General features: G+C 42.1%; 15 protein-coding genes. 2 read left to right on the forward strand and 13 right to left on the reverse strand.

Features of this window, described 5'->3' with window-relative positions:
• Positions 1–7: 7 nt before the first annotated feature.
• The 4 genes from N0O92_RS09510 to N0O92_RS09525 all read right to left on the reverse strand — a co-directional run bounded on the left by N0O92_RS09510 (position 8) and on the right by N0O92_RS09525 (position 5859).
• Complete coding sequence (locus N0O92_RS09510; RefSeq protein ID WP_315614443.1) at positions 8–1147, reverse strand: acyl-CoA dehydrogenase; 1140 nt, start codon at positions 1145–1147, stop codon at positions 8–10.
• A gap of 27 nt (positions 1148–1174) precedes the next feature.
• Positions 1175–2026, reverse strand: coding sequence for a 3-hydroxybutyryl-CoA dehydrogenase (locus tag N0O92_RS09515; RefSeq protein WP_315614444.1), 852 nt, complete (start codon positions 2024–2026; stop codon positions 1175–1177).
• 432 nt (positions 2027–2458) lie between these two features.
• Positions 2459–3637, reverse strand: coding sequence for an acetyl-CoA C-acetyltransferase (locus N0O92_RS09520; protein WP_315614445.1), 1179 nt, complete (start codon positions 3635–3637; stop codon positions 2459–2461).
• A 119-nt stretch (positions 3638–3756) separates the two neighbouring features.
• Positions 3757–5859 (reverse strand): (Fe-S)-binding protein, encoded by a 2103-nt coding sequence (locus N0O92_RS09525; protein ID WP_315614446.1) that lies wholly within the window; start codon positions 5857–5859, stop codon positions 3757–3759.
• Between the two features lie 236 nt (positions 5860–6095).
• On the opposite strand from N0O92_RS09525, the gene cls reads away from it, so the two are divergent.
• Positions 6096–7292: a cardiolipin synthase gene (gene cls, locus N0O92_RS09530; protein ID WP_315614447.1), complete on the forward strand. Its 1197-nt coding sequence runs from the start codon at positions 6096–6098 to the stop codon at positions 7290–7292.
• 76 nt (positions 7293–7368) lie between these two features.
• Here cls and N0O92_RS09535 read toward each other — a convergent pair whose 3' ends face one another.
• From N0O92_RS09535 to speE, 6 genes are all read right to left on the reverse strand, one after another.
• Complete coding sequence (locus N0O92_RS09535) at positions 7369–8166, reverse strand: alpha/beta fold hydrolase (RefSeq protein ID WP_315614448.1); 798 nt, start codon at positions 8164–8166, stop codon at positions 7369–7371.
• A gap of 21 nt (positions 8167–8187) precedes the next feature.
• Positions 8188–8358 (reverse strand): XapX domain-containing protein, encoded by a 171-nt coding sequence (locus N0O92_RS09540; protein ID WP_227936990.1) that lies wholly within the window; start codon positions 8356–8358, stop codon positions 8188–8190.
• Positions 8359–8424: 66 nt separating this feature from the next.
• On the reverse strand, positions 8425–8907 hold the full coding sequence (locus tag N0O92_RS09545) for a DUF456 domain-containing protein (RefSeq protein ID WP_315614449.1): 483 nt from the start codon (positions 8905–8907) through the stop codon (positions 8425–8427).
• 164 nt (positions 8908–9071) lie between these two features.
• Positions 9072–10742 carry an arginine--tRNA ligase gene (argS, locus tag N0O92_RS09550; protein ID WP_315614450.1) on the reverse strand — a complete coding sequence of 557 codons (1671 nt, stop codon included), beginning with the start codon at positions 10740–10742 and terminating at the stop codon, positions 9072–9074.
• Positions 10739–11182: a YwiB family protein gene (locus N0O92_RS09555; protein WP_315614451.1), complete on the reverse strand. Its 444-nt coding sequence runs from the start codon at positions 11180–11182 to the stop codon at positions 10739–10741. Before N0O92_RS09555 ends, argS begins: the two co-directional genes overlap by 4 nt.
• 271 nt (positions 11183–11453) lie before the next feature.
• Positions 11454–12281: a spermidine synthase gene (gene speE, locus N0O92_RS09560; protein ID WP_315614452.1), complete on the reverse strand. Its 828-nt coding sequence runs from the start codon at positions 12279–12281 to the stop codon at positions 11454–11456.
• A gap of 226 nt (positions 12282–12507) precedes the next feature.
• Here speE and N0O92_RS09565 point away from each other — a divergent pair, with 226 nt between their 5' ends.
• Positions 12508–14577: a transglycosylase domain-containing protein gene (locus N0O92_RS09565; protein WP_315614453.1), complete on the forward strand. Its 2070-nt coding sequence runs from the start codon at positions 12508–12510 to the stop codon at positions 14575–14577.
• 218 nt (positions 14578–14795) lie between these two features.
• Here N0O92_RS09565 and N0O92_RS09570 read toward each other — a convergent pair whose 3' ends face one another.
• The 3 genes from N0O92_RS09570 to N0O92_RS09580 all read right to left on the reverse strand — a co-directional run bounded on the left by N0O92_RS09570 (position 14796) and on the right by N0O92_RS09580 (position 17302).
• Complete coding sequence (locus tag N0O92_RS09570; RefSeq protein ID WP_315614454.1) at positions 14796–15323, reverse strand: YwhD family protein; 528 nt, start codon at positions 15321–15323, stop codon at positions 14796–14798.
• Between the two features lie 161 nt (positions 15324–15484).
• Positions 15485–15988, reverse strand: a complete 504-nt coding sequence (locus tag N0O92_RS09575) for a YwgA family protein (RefSeq protein WP_315614455.1) — start codon at positions 15986–15988, stop codon at positions 15485–15487.
• Between the two features lie 15 nt (positions 15989–16003).
• Positions 16004–17302: an HD domain-containing protein gene (locus N0O92_RS09580; RefSeq protein WP_315614456.1), complete on the reverse strand. Its 1299-nt coding sequence runs from the start codon at positions 17300–17302 to the stop codon at positions 16004–16006.
• Between the last annotated feature and the right edge of the window lie 239 nt (positions 17303–17541).

Here is a 17541-nt window from a genome sequence, read left to right on the forward strand (position 1 = left end):
ATACCCCCTAATTGAGTAACTGTTTGCTAATAACCATTCTCTGAATCTCACTTGTTCCCTCATAGATTTCGCACACTTTTGCATCACGGAAATAGCGTTCAACCGGGTACTCTTTCGTATAGCCATACCCTCCAAATATTTGAATGGCTTCAATGGCGGTTTCCATCGCCGTTGTTGAAGCATATAGTTTTGCCATAGAAGCTTCCTTGCCGCATGATAGTCCACGATCTTTTAAGTTAGCAGCTCGGTACGTAAGCAGTTTGGCTGCTTCTATTTTTGTAGCCATGTCAGCGAGTTTAAAAGCAATTCCTTGCTGCTCACCAATCGACTTACCAAATTGTTTTCGCTCCTTCGCATACGTTGTCGCTGCTTGAAAAGCCGCTTCAGCAATGCCTAAGCTTTGCGCTGCAATTCCGATTCGACCAAAATCAAGATTCGCCATCGCAATTTTAAATCCGTCTCCTTCTTTACCAAGTAAGTTCTCTTGTGGAACTCGTGCATTGTCAAAAATCAGCTCCGTCGTATTCGAACCGTGAAGCCCCATTTTTTTCTCTTTTTTCCCTACTTGAAAACCAGGCGTATTTTTTTCGACGATAAAGGCAGATATCCCTTTTGCCCCTTTCCCTGGCTGACTTGCAGCAAACACAATGTACGTGTCCGCCTCGCCTCCGTTTGTAATGAAGACTTTTGTGCCATTTAAAAGATAGTCATTGCCCTTTTTGATAGCGGTTGTTTTTAATGCAGCGGCATCTGAACCTGCACTAGGTTCTGTTAAACCGAATGCACCTAAATACGACCCTGTTGCTAGTTTCGACACGTACGTTTTCTTCTGCTCCTCGGTTCCAAAGTACAAAATTGGATTCGTTCCAACCGATGTGTGAACCGATAAAATGACCCCCATTGTCGCACTCACTTTCGATAATTCATGAATGGCAATAATATAGGACGTAAAATCCATCGCCGAGCCTCCATACTTCTCAGGAATCGGAATCCCCATTAAGCCAAGCTCGCTCATTTTTTTGACAATCTCTTTTGGAAATGTCTCGTTTCTTTCCATTTCATCAATAAAAGGAGTAATTTGATCTTCTGCAAATTGCCGAACCATCTTCCTCATCATGTCTTGCTCTTCTGTAAAACGAAGATTCATCGGTACACCTCCTATGCTCTTCATTTGCTAGTTGTATTCGTAAAAGCCCCTTCCTGTCTTTTTGCCAAGCCATCCTGCTTTTACATATTTTCTTAGCAATGGACATGGACGATATTTGTCATCACCGAAACCGTCATGGAGGGTTTTCATAATATAAAGGCATGTGTCGAGCCCAATGAAATCAGCTAACGTGAGAGGTCCCATCGGATGATTCATCCCAAGCTTCATGACTTCATCAATCGCAGCCGGTTCAGCTACACCTTCATACACTGCAAAAATAGCTTCATTGATCATCGGCATTAAAATACGGTTTGAAACAAATCCAGGAAAATCATTAACTTCAACTGGTGTTTTTCCTAGTTTCAAAGATAATGCCTTAATTTTTTCATACACCTCATCCGCTGTTGCGAGTCCACGAATCACTTCGACTAATTTCATAACCGGTACCGGGTTCATAAAATGCATGCCAATCACATTTTCTGGACGACTGGTCGCAGCTGCAATTTCCGTAATTGGCAAAGACGACGTATTCGTTGCCAATATAGTGGATGGAGGCACGATTTGGTCGAGCTCTGCAAAAATCTTTGACTTTACCTCTACGTTCTCAACAACCGCTTCAATTACAAGATCAACAGAAGCTGCGTCTAATAACTCGGTTGAAGTTATGATTCTTTCTAACACTGATTGTTTTTCTTCTTCACTAACTCTGCCCTTTTCTACTTGGCGCGTTAGGTTTTTCGTTATTGTCGCTAAACCACGTTCGATGGATTCTTTCTTTATGTCATGAAGGATTACGTTTAACCCTGCCATCGCATGAACTTGTGCAATGCCAGAACCCATCTGCCCCGCACCAATGACCATGACCGTTTGGATATTCATATATTCTTCTCTCCTTTGTTTGGGTGTAAGAAAAAGGGAAGACCACCTTTCGCTTCGAAGCCGGCAAGGGGCAACTCTTTCTGCGCGCGCTCTATGAGAAACCCACTCATAGATCGCTTAAAACCATGCAACGGTTCCGCTCCTTGCTGCGTGAACTAAAAAAGGGAAGACCACCTTTCGCTTCGAAGCCGGCAAGGGGCAACTCTTTCTGCGCGCGCTCTATGAGAAGATCACTCATAGATCGCTTAAAAGATTGCAACGGTTCCGCTCCTTGCTGCGTGAACTAAAAAGGGAAGACCGCCTTTCGCTTCGAAGCGGGCAAGGGCTTCTCTCGTTGCGCGCGCTCTATGAGAAACCCACTCATAGATCGCTTAAAACCATGCAACGGTTCCGCTCCTTGCTGCGTGAACTAAAAAGGGAAGACCGCCCTTTTTAGTTCACTTCAATCAACACTGCGTCTCCTTGGCCTCCGCCGCTGCAGATGCTGGCGATTCCTAGGCCTCCGCCTCTTCTTTTTAGTTCGTATGCAAGGGTTAGGATGATTCTTGTTCCACTTGCTCCGATTGGGTGTCCAAGGGCGACTGCGCCTCCGTTTACATTAATTTTTTCACAATCAATATTTGCAATTTGTTTGCTAGCAAGGGCGACAGCTGCGAAGGCTTCATTTATCTCAAAAAGATCGATGTCATCAACTTGGTAATTCGTTTTTTCAAGCAATTGATTGATAACAAGTCCCGGTGTTTTCGGAAAATTTTCTGGTTCAATTGCTAGTGCTGTATGTGCGACAATGGTTGCCAATGGCTTCAGTCCTGCTTTTTTTGCTTTTTCTTCAGACATGACTAGCAACGCTGCGGCTCCATCGTTTACTCCAGGGGCATTGCCGGCTGTGATCGTCCCGTCTCTTGAGAACACTGGTTTTAATTTCGCTAATGATTCAATGGATGTCTCTTTACGCGGTGCTTCATCTGCAGTAACTATTACTGAATCACCTTTTCGCTGAGGTATGTTTACTTGAGTGATTTCCTCCGCAATCTTTCCTGTTTCGATCGCTGCTAGCGCTTTTTTATGGCTCTCATACGCCCACTGATCTTGTTCTTCTCTTGATATGTTCAACTCACTCGCTACCGTACTTCCATACGTACCCATGTGCACGCCGCGAAACGCACATGTTAATCCATCATGCACCATCCCATCAACCATTTGACCATTGCCCATCCGCTGTCCCCATCTTGCACCTGGGAGATAATAAGGAGCATTGCTCATTGATTCCATCCCCCCAGCCACAATCACATCGGCTTCTTGCAAGCGAATGATTTGATCTGCCATTGTGACACTTCTCATTCCCGAAGCGCACACTTTGTTGATCGTTTCCGTTTTTACCGACCAAGGCAATCCAGCGTGATGAGCAGCTTGGCGCGACGGAATTTGCCCTTGTCCTGCTTGAAGAACATTGCCCATAATCACTTCATCTACTTGGTTAGTAGACCAATTGGCACGATCCAACGCCTCCTTGATCGCGTACCCACCTAACTCACTCGCGCTTAACGTACTAAGTGCTCCTCCACATTTTGCAAAAGGAGTTCTCGCTCCACTAACAATGACAGTTCTCATCCCATTTCCCCCTCCGGACTGAGCGAACGCTCACTCACTTTGTACTAAAAGAGAGGAAGCCCGGCATCTTTAGCTCAGGCTCCTTTTCTTCTATATTATGAAAGCCTTTTCTTTTTATTCTAGTGTACAGCTTCATTTTCCTTTTGGACGAGTGATTTTTCTAAAATCTCTACCAAATCTAATGTTTGCACTTGTTCTTCGACTTCTTTTGCCTTTGTACCGTCACTTAGCATCGTTAAGCAATACGGACAACCACTTCCGATCACAGAAGGCTCTACTTCAAGCGCTTGCTCCGTACGAGCTTCATTCACACGTTGACCTGTATCTTCTTCCATCCACATCATGCCGCCTCCAGCTCCGCAGCACATGCCGTCCTGACGATTTCGTTTCATTTCAACGATTTCCACACCCGGTATCGCTCTCAAAATGTCGCGAGGTGGCTCATATACTTCATTGTATCGGCCAAGGTAACAGGAATCATGGTAAACCACTTTCTCTTTTACTTCATATTTTGGCGTAATTCGGCCGTCTTTAATAAGCTCCGCTAGCAGTTCCGTATGGTGATACACTTCGACTCCTTCTAGACCAAATTCCGGATACTCATTTTTAAACGTATTGTATGCATGTGGGTCGATCGTGACAATCTTTTTAATATTATGCTTCTGGAATAACTCGATGTTGGCTGTTGCGAGTTCTTGGAATAAAAACTCATTTCCTAAACGACGTGGTGTATCGCCCGAATTTTTTTCTTTGTTTCCAATAATCGCAAACGTTACGCCTGCTTCATTCATCACTTTCGCAAATGACTGAGCAATTTTTTGACTTCGTTTGTCGTAAGACCCCATAGATCCAGCGAAAAATAGAAATTCAAACTCTTCTCCTGCTTTTTCCATTTCTTTTACCGTTGGAACATGAATATCATCGCGACCCTCACGCCAGTTTTCACGCTCTTTCCTGCTAATTCCCCACGGATTTCCTTGGCGTTCAATGTTCGTCATGGCTCGCTGTGCATCAGCATCCATTTTTCCTTCCGTTAAAACAAGGTAACGACGCAGATCAATGATTTTATCAACATGCTCATTCATTACTGGACATTGATCTTCACAATTTCGGCACGTCGTACAGGCCCAAATTTCTTCTTCGGTAATCACATCGCCGATTAGACTTACTTCATACCCTGCTGCGACTTCTTTTCCACCTGCTCCTTGTGTCGCAAGTTGATTTGCTTTTGTATTGGAAAAAACAAACTCAGGCAACCACGCTGATTTCGAAGTAACAGCGGCTCCTTTTTCGGTTAAGTGATCGCGCATTTTCACGATTAAGTCCATTGGCGAGAGCATTTTTCCTGTTCCTGTCGCTGGGCACATATTCGTACAGCGACCACATTCCACACAAGCATACAAATCGACTAGTTGCTTTTGATTGAAGTCTTCAATTTTATTTATCCCAAACACTTCTTGGCTCTCATCTTCAAAATTAATCGACGACAGCTGACCCACTTTATGTGTCCGCCCTAAAAAGACATTCACTGGTCCCGCAATTAAATGAGCATGTTTTGATTGTGGAACATAGACAAGAAAACATAATAAAAAGAGCAAGTGCATCCACCAAAAAACAAAAAATAGAATGCTTGCTGCAACAGGTGGTAGGAAGCCAAACAGAGCTGCGATTCCAGATGCAATTGGTTCAAATCCGCTTAATGATTTTTCAAGCCAAATGATCTCCATTCCTTTTGCTAGCAGCTTGGATGTCATCAACCCACCAATAAAAATGAGAACAAGACCTGCTTTCCATCCTCGTTTTAATCGCCCTAATTTTTCAATATAGCGTCGATGAAAGGCCCAAACGACAGCAACCAAAATCATGAGGACGATGATTTCTTGGAAAAACGTAAAGAATGGATAAAGCGGTCCAAGAGGTAAATGCGTCCCTACAGCTAAGCCTTTCCAGATTAGATCAATGGCACCAAGTTGAACGAGTAAAAACCCGTAAAAAAACATAAGGTGAATAATGCCACTTTTTTTATCTTTTAATAATTTTTTCTGTCCAAATACGTTAACCCAAACCGAATGTAGTCGTTCTTTTAACGTATGATTGAACTCTGCTTTTTTTCCTAATTTGATATAGGCATACCGCGTTTTCACAAGCGTGACAAATAAATAAACGGCATAGGATGTTACGAGTAAAAAAAGTATCCAATTAATCCATGTTAACGCTTCCAAAAGTGAACAGCTCCCTTCAGTTGTTCTTACGTTTAAAACATATATATGCTCTCTTTAATAAAATTATTGTATCACAGTTTGAATGAATGGTCATTCATTTTTTATGATATTTTTTTCATGAACTTCATCATTTGTGCACATGCTATAAGCAGAACTCTAAGCAAGGAGCGAAGTTGCTTCCTCTATACCCAGAAGCGAAGCCATTGCATGCGCTCTTGTAGAAAGAAGGTTATGCTATGAATGGATGGGTTATTACTGCTTTACTTATTCTTGCTGTTCTAATTTGGCTAAGAATTGATTTTATGTTAGGGCTTCGCCAGCAAAGAAAAGAAGGAAGCCGTCATGTTCAAAAGACTCGGTATGCCGATGTTACGTTATTGCCTACAGGTGATGATTTTTATAGACGGTTATTTGCGGATATAGAACAAGCAACAGATCATGTTCATGTTCTTTTTTATATTTTTAGAAATGACCATATAAGTCAGAAGCTGTTGAAAATTCTAGCAGGAAAGGCAAAAGAAGGCGTAACGGTTCGCCTTTTAGTCGACAAACTAGGGAGCCATATTACAAGAAATCAACTGAAAACGTTAAGAGAGGCTGGTGTGAACTTTGCGTTTTCACATCCGATTTCACTCCCTTATCTCTTTTTCACATTTAATCGCAGAAACCACCGAAAATTAACGATCGTTGATGGTCGTGTCGGTTTTATTGGCGGATACAATGTCGGTGATGAGTATTTAGGGAGAGATCCTAAATTTGGACCGTGGCGTGATTTTCATCTTCGTTTAGATGGAGACGGCGTTCAGGATTTACAAGGTCAATTTCTGCAAGATTGGCAAACAGCCAAGCAGAAGTACGTGAAAAAGGAGAGTCACTACCCTCCATTAGAAAAAGGACCCATTCCTTTACGCATTCTACCAACTGATGGAATTTACTTGGAGGAAACGTTTATTGATTTAATTAGTCAGGCAAAAGAAACGATTGTCATTGGAACGCCGTACTATATTCCTGGACAAGCGCTGCAAAAGGAATTGATTGCAGCCGCTAAACGCGGAGTTGACGTGAAACTGATTGTACCGAAAAAAGGTGATCATCCACTTGTAAAAGAAGCAGCTTTTCCATACTTTGAGCCCCTCTTAGAAGCAGGGATCAATGTGTACCAATATTATCGCGGGTTCTTTCACGCCAAAGCCGTTGTTATCGACAACCAAGTGTGTGATATCGGAACAGCCAACTTTGATCAACGAAGCTTTCACATTAACCATGAGATCAATTGTCTCATTTATGACGCTGAGTTTATTCAAACGGTGTTAAAAGAAATGGAACATGACATCTCTATTTCCGAGCGCCTAACGCTCGAAGCGTATCATAAACGTCCTTTTTCACAAAAAGGAAAAGAAAAAGTCGCCAAACTTGTCTCCGGCTTATTGTAGGGGGTCAGACCCCTCGCTGTTGCAGTACCGCGGTGAAGAATAACCGAGGGGTCTGACCCCAAAAATGGACCACTCATTAGAGGGGTCCATTTTGCATTTGCTTTGTGAGGTTTTTGCGTTTGATCCAGCTGTCGATAATGGCGTTACACTGATCTGGTCTTTTAGTTGGTACTTGGTGAGCTACACCGCTTACGAGAACAACATCAACATCTTTTAATTCTTTGTAAAACGTTAATGCATATAAAGGGGCAATCGCATCTAATTTTCCGTAAATCAAAAGAACAGGTACGTGAATTTGTTTTAAGCGATCGGTTGAGACATAATGTTTCCCTTGCTCATATATACGCTTTAACGTTGAGGCGTCACCTTGTTTAATAAAGAAGGCCATTTTCCTCTGCTCTTCTTTAGATCTGAAATGAGCTTTTGTTAACACAAATGAGAACAAATTCATGAGTTCGTTTTTTGCTGCTCGGATTCCGAGATTGAATTCTTTTTCAAGCAAAAATGACGACACTTCTGGAAACCCGCTAATAATGATGACTCCCCTTGTTAACTCCGGATACAATAAGGCAAATTCTTGGGCTACGGAACCTCCATTTGAATAACCACAGACGATAACAGGCTCAAGTGCGAGTTGGGTGACAAGCGCATGAGCAATCTCAGCAAAGTCCGTAACCGACGTTTGCGGCGCTCGTTTGGAACTTCTGCCACTATCGGTTAAATCTAAAAAAATAAGCTGATACTGACCTGCTAACGCTTTTTGATAGACAAACGTTTCTATCCCCATTACCGGTGGATGAAAAAAGACAATGGGCGTTCCCTCTCCATGAACTTCATAATAAAAATGAGATTCATTTGTTTTCAAGTATGGCAATTGACCTGCCTCCTTTTCATTCTATGACTGAATAAAGGGCAAAAGCCAGTGGAATAGTTTGTACCCTAAATACACACCAACGATTCCCATTACACCTGCTAATGCTGGAGGAGCTGGGATGGGTAGTTTAATTAGAGCAAAGAAAAATCCAACAACTAAGCCTGCGATGAGTGCCAGGAAGACTTCTTGCATGTAAATCCCTTCTTTCTTACTTTTACTATGTGTGAAAAGTGTTCCTTTCATTCGAGTACGAACGTCTTACCAAATTATCTCTATGACAAACCAGATAATTAAGACGAACTGAATGACGAATTTAGCAAACGTACTGCTTAAAAAAGCTAGTAAGGATGCAATCGCTACTTTTACAGCTTGCTGAGCATTTTTGCTGGATGCCATTTCTGCTATAAATACAAGGATAAACGGAACGACTATTAATCCAAATGGTGGGTATACAAACGATCCAATGATCACACCAATCGCCGCCATTCGCTCTCCCCATTTTGATCCACCGTATTTTTTTACAAAATATTGGCTTGCAATCAAATCTGCACAAAGAATCACAGCCGTTAACACGATGGCCCCCATCCAAAACCAAACTGAGAGTACTTCTCCACTTATGGCAAAGGCATAAAGAAGAAACCCTCCCCATAAAACGAGGATTGAAGGAATGATCGGGAAAATAAGGCCCGCGAAACTTAAGACAAACAAAGCAATAATCAAAATCCAAATGATAATCGTCATATTCCACCTCCTAACATAAAGAAGTTACCATGAACGTCTTTATATTATTCCCTTTCTCGTCATTCTAAAAATAAATCTGTTTTGATGTTTACCAGTTCTTTATGCAAAATATGCATCTCCATAAAAAAGCACTTGGAGCCTAGCAGATCCAAGTGCTACAATTGTTACATTTTTTCTGGAGCTTCTACGCCCACTAATGCTAAAGCATTTTTAATTGTGATTTGTGTAGCTTTCATTAAGGCTAAGCGTGCATTGGAAGCTTCTTTGTTCTCAGGATCAATGACTCGCTCTGCATTATAAAAGCTATGAAGAATAGACGCTAGGTCATGAACATAATTGGTGACTCGGTGCGGAATTTGCTTTTCTGCTGCTTCTGCTACGACTGCTGGGAAGTCACCAATTGCTTTTAATAGGTCATATGCTTTTTCAGAAGAAAGGAAAGACAAGTCTGTTGATTCATCAAACGTAAAGCCTTGTTCTTCTCCTTGACGCAGCATGCTGCATACGCGCGCATGAGCATATTGAACATAATACACAGGGTTTTCGTTTGATTTTGATACCGCTAAGTCCATATCAAAATCTAATTGCGTGTCCGAACTACGCATCGCAAAGAAGTAACGCGTCGCATCAATTCCGACTTCCTCCATCAAATCACGAAGCGTGACTGCCTTTCCTGTACGCTTGCTCATTTTTACTTTTTCTCCGCCTTGGAATAAGCTAACCATTTGAATGATTTGGACATCAAGTTGCTCAGGTGCATAGCCAAGAGCTTGGATGGCTGCTCTCATTCTTGGGATATAGCCGTGGTGATCAGCTCCCCAAATATTGATTAGTTTTTCAAAACCACGGTTCATTTTGTCTTGATGATACGCAATATCCGGTGTTAAATATGTGTAACTGCCGTCGTTTTTAATTAACACTCGATCCTTGTCATCTCCATATGTTGTTGAACGGAACCATGTTGCCCCTTCTTCTTCATATGTTTCGCCCTTTTCCGCTAGCACTTGTAAGGTTTCGGTTACTTTTTCTGTTTCATATAACGATGTTTCTGAAAACCAGTTATCAAACTCAACACGGTATTCTTTCAGATCGACTTTGATTTTTTCTAATTCTTTTTCAAGACCATATTGACGGAAAAACGTGTGACGCTCGTCTTCTGAAACGTTCGCATATTTATCACCATATTCAGCTGCTAATGCTTGTCCGAACTCTATGATATCTTGTCCATGGTAGCCATCTTCTGGCATCGGTTTGTCTTGACCCAACGCTTGGAAATAACGGGCTTCAAGCGATAAAGTTAAGTTATGAATTTGGTTCCCTGCATCGTTAATGTAATATTCACGTTCCACATCGTAGCCCGCTTTTGCAAGGACATTACATAGCGCATCTCCAACGGCTGCTCCACGAGCATGTCCTAAGTGCAGCGTTCCTGTAGGATTGGCAGAGACAAACTCGACTTGAATTCGCTTCCCACCGCCTACATTTGTTTCTCCGTATGCTTCTTTGGCATATAAAACTGTTGGCACAACTTCACGTAAGTAGCTGTTGTTCATGAAAAAGTTAATGAACCCTGGTCCCGCAATATCCACTTTTTCAACAGAGGCACGTTCCTTGTTTAATTGAGCAACAAGCTCCTCTGCAATCACACGCGGGGCTTTTTTGGCTACACGAGCTAATTGCATCGCCATATTCGTTGCATAGTCACCGTGTGATTTCTCTTTTGGTGTCTCTAGAATGACTTCAGGAATCTCTTCAGCGCTAGCTAATCCTGCTTCTTGGACCGCCGCTACGATTTCCTCTTTTAATTTCTGTTTTATTTGTTCGACACTATTCATTTTGTTGTATCCTCCTCTAACGTCAACCGCACTTGATGGGTTCCCGTATCCTGACCTTGCAGGGAAAATTTATATGTAAGTTGAATGCGACCACGACTTTTGCCAGATGGCCATTGAACGAGTAATTTATCGGTGGAAGCTGTCGTCTCCCACGAGGCATCAGGAGTTACGTACCTCCCAAACGTTTCCTCACCTACGATAAACCCTTGTCGCATTAAGATCGCCCCTTGCCTAATAAGCATCAGCTCTCGGCCATCCCATTTCATCGTCGTCTGTACCGTATCGTTTTCCGATAACGCCTCCTGAAAACGCAAATAGTCTTGATTGCCTTTATGAAACAGCTCTCCACGCGTTGTAAATTCGTAAGACTCTGTATGATCGTCATGGTTGATTTTCGTCTGAAAACGCATTTTCACTATCCGTTTTATCGTATTTTTCATCCCGGCTCGCACACCTCTCTATCCTTCAAGTTTAGCGAGTTTGCAACAGACATGCAAGACGGAAATACACAGTGTCCATATCGGGGTCAGACCCCGCTGTAGTCTTGCACAGTAGTAAAGCGGGGTCTGACCCCTTTTCACCTCTTTACCGCGGTGACGTTACACCGAGGGGTCTGACCCCAACTCTGTGACCCCAACCCTGCTCCGCACCTCCGGAAAAAGAGCAACCTCATTAGGTTGCTCTTTGGGCATCGTATCGCTTCATGAGTCTTTACTGAATCAAGTCGCCAACAAATTTCGGTAAAGCGAATGCTGCTTTGTGTAGTTCTTTCGTGTAATACTTTGTGTCGATTTCATGAAAACGACTTTCCTCTACGTCAAGTGGGTCATGCTTTTTTGATGCAATTGTAAACGTCCAAAGTCCACTTGGGTAGGTTGGAATGTTTGCCGTGTAAAGACGCGTGATTGGAAAGATTTCTTTGACGTCTTTGAATACTTTCGTTATAAGTTCACTATGAAACCAAGGATTGTCCGTTTGCGCGACAAATATACCGTCTTCTTTCAACGCTTTAGAAATTCCTTCATAGAACCCTTTTTCAAACAATTTTACAGCTGGACCGACTGGTTCTGTGGAGTCAACCATTATGACGTCGTAATCTGCATCCGATTTTGCAATATGCATGAACCCATCATCCACTTGTACATCGACGCGCGCGTCATCCAATGCTCCTGCAATCGTCGGCAAATATTTTTTCGAGTACTCAATGACTTTGCCATCAATTTCTACGAGTGTTGCTTTCTCAACAGATGGATGCTTTAAAATTTCACGAATCACTCCGCCATCGCCACCCCCAACGACCAACACATTTTTCGGGTTGGGATGCGTAAACAACGGGACATGCGCTACCATCTCATGATACACGAACTCATCCTTTTCCGTTGTCATCACCATACCATCTAATACGAGCATATTTCCAAACTCTTCTGTTTCAATCATATCAAGCTTTTGGAACTCCGTTTGTTCTGTATGATGAGTTTGTTTGATTTTTGCCGTAATTCCAAAGCTCTCCGTTTGCTTTTCTGTATACCACAATTCCATTTTAGTCACCTCATCAGTCCGTTACTTACCATATATAGCTTTTTCTTTTTTCTGCTGTTCTACTCTTACAAATAGCACAAATGCTAGACAAGCAAAGAAACGAAGCGAAAAGCATGTTTAAAAAAGACGATTTCTACCCATGATGGATAGAGGAACAAACAGCATCACAATCGCATTGTTCCCAACTTGCCATTATAAAAAATTATTGTTAGAACGGGGTGACGTAATGGAAGTCGTCATTGACCGACGAGTACGCCGCAGAAGGCGCTTAGTCCGTTTATTTTTTCGTCTGTTATTAATTTTATTAGTTTTAGCAGCAGGAGCTGCTGTTGCTCTATTATCGTACACAAAAATGCAAGGTCCTCCTCCATTAAACGTTTCACAAACAACGGTCTTTTATGGGGCGGACAATTCTCCGATTGGTCAACACCATCAAGGTGAAAACCGTCACTGGGTTTCTTTATCTGAAATCGATCAAGATGTCGTTGATGCGACGATCTCGATTGAAGACAGACGTTTTTACCAGCACTTAGGCTTTGACGTAACACGTATTGGCGGTGCTGTCATAGCCAATCTTCGTTCCGGATCAATGGCACAAGGTGCAAGTACTCTCACGCAGCAATATGCTCGTAACTTGTATTTAAGTCATGATAAAACATGGGTCCGTAAGTGGAACGAACTTCTCTATTCGCTTCGTTTAGAAATGAATTACGATAAAGATCAGATTTTAGAAGGCTACCTGAACACTGTCTATTATGGTCATGGAGCCTATGGAATTGAAGCGGCTGCTCATCATTACTTTGGAAAGTCAGCCAACAATCTTACACTAGCAGAAGCAAGTATGTTATCTGGAATTCCAAAAGGGCCAAGCTATTATTCTCCGTTATTCGATTTAGAACGAGCCAAAAGCCGCCAAGCGGTTGTGTTGCAATCCATGGTTGCTAACGGCGTTCTTACACAAGTTGAGGCTGATGAAGCACATGCGGAACCGCTCGATTTTATTCATGATGAACTAGAAAGTACCTCGACGATCGGTCCATACTTCCAAGATGCTGTAGAACGTATCCTTATTCAAGATGTCGGCATCGATCCTGCTTTGTTTGAAGCGGGAGGATTAAGAGTGTATACAACACTTGATCCTGACATGCAAAAAGAGGCCGAATATTGGGTTGAAAGGGAAATGCCTGATTCCGATTTGCAAACTGCTCTTGTTGCGATGGACCCTCGTACCGGCGATGTAAAAGCACTTATTGGTGGAAAAGATTATGTCGAAAGCCCTTATAACCGAGCGACGGAAGCAAGACGTCATCCAGGTTCATCTTTTAAACCATTTCTCTATTTTGCGGCTCTTGAGAACGGGTTCACCCCCGCATCGACACTCATGAGTGAGGAAACATCGTTTGAGCTTGGAGACGGGACACCACCTTGGTCTCCTAGTAATTTCAATGACAATTATGCAAATGACTTTATAACAATGCTTCAGGCGATGGCATTTTCAGACAATATTTATGCTGTCAAAACTCATCTTTATTTAGGAACAGACAAAGCAGGTGAACTAGCACAACGGGTTGGCGTAGAAAGTCCATTAGGAGAAGGAGCTGCTTTAGCTTTAGGAGCATCGGATGTTGGAATTGCGGAGATGGCTAGAGCGTATAGCGCTTTTGCCAATGGTGGAAAAAAAGTAGAGCCTCGCTTTATTAAAAAAGTCGTTGATGCAGAAGGCGAAGTCATTTATGAGTCTGAACCTCATCTTGAACAAGTACTAGATCCAAGATTAGCTTTTATTATTACGGATTTAATGAAGGGGATGTTTGATCCTTATTTAAATGCTCACGCTTCAGTAACTGGGCGGTCCGTTGCACACCTTCTTAACCGACCAGCGGCAGGTAAGTCCGGTTCAACAAGTTTTGACAGTTGGATGGTTGGATACACACCAAGGCTTGTTACGAGTGTGTGGGTTGGGTACGATAGCGGTACACGCTTGAATCATTCAACAGATGGCCAGTACGCGAAAAAAATTTGGGCAAACTTCACAGAACATGCCTTGAAAGATCAACCGGCTGAAGATTTCCCTATTCCTGATGGTGTCGTAGGGGTTGAAATTGACCCAAGTAATGGACTTCTTGCAACAGAAGATTGCCCTACCCACCGGGTTACGTATTTTGTTGAAGGAACAGAGCCAACGTCTGAATGTCCGAAACCAGCTTCCAACGGCGAAGAAGTAGAAGCGATTGATGAAGAAACACATGAGAAGGAACGCTTTCTAGATCGTTTTTTTAAATGGTTCGGACATTAAAGCGTCCATGCAATTTCTACAAAATCTCAGAGAAAATGAAAAAGCGCAAGGGGTGTCCAAGTCCCTTGCGCTTTTTCGTGTCCTAGTATAAATGTGCTTTTTATACTTCCTTCAGTTTACTCGTAATGTTCGAAAACCTCAAGAGTCGCATTCAGTGTTCAAAAATCTTTCATAAAAAAATGAATTTAGGGGTTTACAAGGTAAATATCCTTTGCTCCCTACACAGTAAGCGCATCATGTAATTCTTTTTCTGAATTTAACCACATTTGTTCATTATGTGTTTTCAAAAATTCAGCCAGAATTTTCTTTGACTTGTCGTCCATATCATCTACAAGAATTTTTCCTTTTAACGATTTATCCATCTTATTTACATGTTCAGGAAGGCTTTTGTATCCTCTTCTAATCTCAATGTCGACTGTCATTTCACATCCAGCGACACCTGCATAATAAGGTTTCCCATCTTTATGGTTAATCGTTACCCAAACGAGCCAGTACAGCTTACCATTTGGCACTTTTTCCTTATCAGGAAGGAATTTAATTCGCTTTTCTACAGCAGAACGAGCATGCAGTGCACCCATATCAACAAATGCTTCGCCTTCTGCCGGGTCAACAAAAACAGGTGACACGTTATCTAAATTCATTGTACCGGCGCCGTAGCCACCATGACCATCTGTTGAATCATTGCTTAAAATGTTAAATCCGCTACTTTTTTTCTTTTTCAAGTTATCATTATTTAATAAGTCCATCTAAAAACACCTTCCTTTCACTGCCCTTTGTTCAAATTTTACACAAAATGACCCATTCTATGCTAGTGTAAAGTATTTTTCCATCGTTGCAAACAAGACCTTTAAGAGATAGCCTCATTTCTTCAAAAAAAGCCCACTCTTACCCGAGTGCGCTTTTTCCTCTAATGAACGAGCTTTCGAAGTGATTCAATAAATTCGTATGCTTGTTCAATGTCTTCTTCTGTATAGTTTGATTTCTTTTTTAGCGTAAACACTTTTTCTTTTACTTCATCTCGAGTGAGTTCTTCAAAATACAAAAGAGTCGAGACTAGTTCGAGAAAACGAGAACTTTGACCGTTCAAGCTTCCAATTAACTCCCCTGTTTCAGGCAAATCAAATTGATATAAATCTAAAAACTTTTGTCCTTCTTCTGAGAGTACATAGCGGTATTGATAATAGTTGCCTTTGTCTTCTTTGTTTTCTAAAAGGAATCCTAAGTTACACAACTCTTCCATCCGCAAACTTAGTTCTTCTGAATACGGTCCAAACATATGAAACTTAAATCGCTCTGAGAATGGCACGTCCATTTTTTTTGCAATGTAAATCATCTTTTGCAGCTTCTTCCGTCCAACAACCTCACCTGCTTGCATAAAAAGTGCCATCACATTCGCATGATCCTTCAGCAAAGCCTGTTCCCCCTTTTATACATTCAATAATTCTCGAATCTTCTTCTTCACGTCTTTATGTTCACGCTCGTCCTCTAAGTAATCAAGCGGGAAATAGAGTTTATGATCGGTACGTTTTTTTCCTGATATTGCTTCAACCACATCAGATTCTCGTGAAAGCTCACGTAACTTTCCGTTTGGCATAATTAAATGGATCGGCAAACGCTCCTCTTCTTCCCCTGGACGATAGAAATCGTACGGAAGATCAGAAGATGAATCAACGACTAAATAGTAGTCAGGATTCAACTCTGCTTTTTTGAACAGATCTTGAAGCACAAGCCAATCATTCATTTGCAAATTCGGATTAAATTCGACATACTTAAATAATTTTCTATTACAGAATCTTACACAAAGATCGCTCAAAATGCGATCCTCTTCTTCTTGCCAAATTTGAAAATAATAGAGAGTTATCGCCTCATCTAACCGTAAATAATCGTCCAAGCTCCCTTTTCCGTCAAAAAACGAATAAAAATGCTGAGGTTTATGCTTGAACTCATATCCTTGTTCATACAGTTCTTTTGCTCTCATAAAGATTTTGCTTAAGATAACTTCCCCACTTCTCGTAACCGGATGGAAATACACTTGCCAATACATTTGATACCGGCTCATAATGTAATCTTCAACGGCATGCATTCCGCTTTGCTTAATGGCGACTTGGTCTTCCATTGGTCGCATAACTCGGAGAATTCTCTCCATATCAAAATGCCCATAACTGACACCCGTATAATACGCGTCACGCTGCAAGTAGTCCATTCGATCAGCATCAATCTGGCTCGAAATGATGCTAGTGACAAGCTTGCCCGAATAGGTCTTTTCAATTACATCCGCCACAGCCTGAGGGAACTCTGGCCCTACATTGGAGAGGACTTCATTCACTTCCGTGTCACCAAGAATAATTTGTCTTGTCCACTCTTCATGATCAGTATCAAATACTTTTTCAAACGAATGAGAAAAAGGACCATGACCAACATCGTGCAATAGTGCGGCCGAGAGCGCAAGAAGACGTTCGTCACCATTCCAATGCGGCCGACCGTGAAAAACATCTAGAATTCGCCTTGTGATCTCATACACACCTAGCGAGTGATTGAACCTCGTATGCTCCGCTCCATGAAACGTCATATAGGTCGTACCAAGCTGCCTAACCCGACGCAAGCGCTGGAACTCCTTCGTGCCAATTAACGCCCAAATCAACTCATCTCGTACATGAATATAGCGGTGAACAGGATCTTTAAACACTTTTTCTTCTTCTAACTGACCATAATAAGGTTTTGTCATATCCGTTCCTCTCGTTTCCGGTAATAATACCTCCATTATATAGGAAGTACGCTCCCCTGTCAGGGGGTCTGACCCCTCTTTATTACAGCACCGCACTAGAGGGGGGTCTGACCCCAGGGGTGTTGATTAGCTAATATTTTCCATCTGAATAGAGCAGACTTCTCCTATTTAGATGGAACCACTGAATTTCAGCTCTCACTTCCGTTGGAAGTGTAGATTGAATAAACCTGCGGGAAAAG

Source organism: Alkalihalobacillus sp. MEB130 (genome assembly GCF_032335535.1).
In the GTDB taxonomy this organism is placed as follows: domain Bacteria; phylum Bacillota; class Bacilli; order Bacillales; family Bacillaceae_D; genus Halalkalibacter.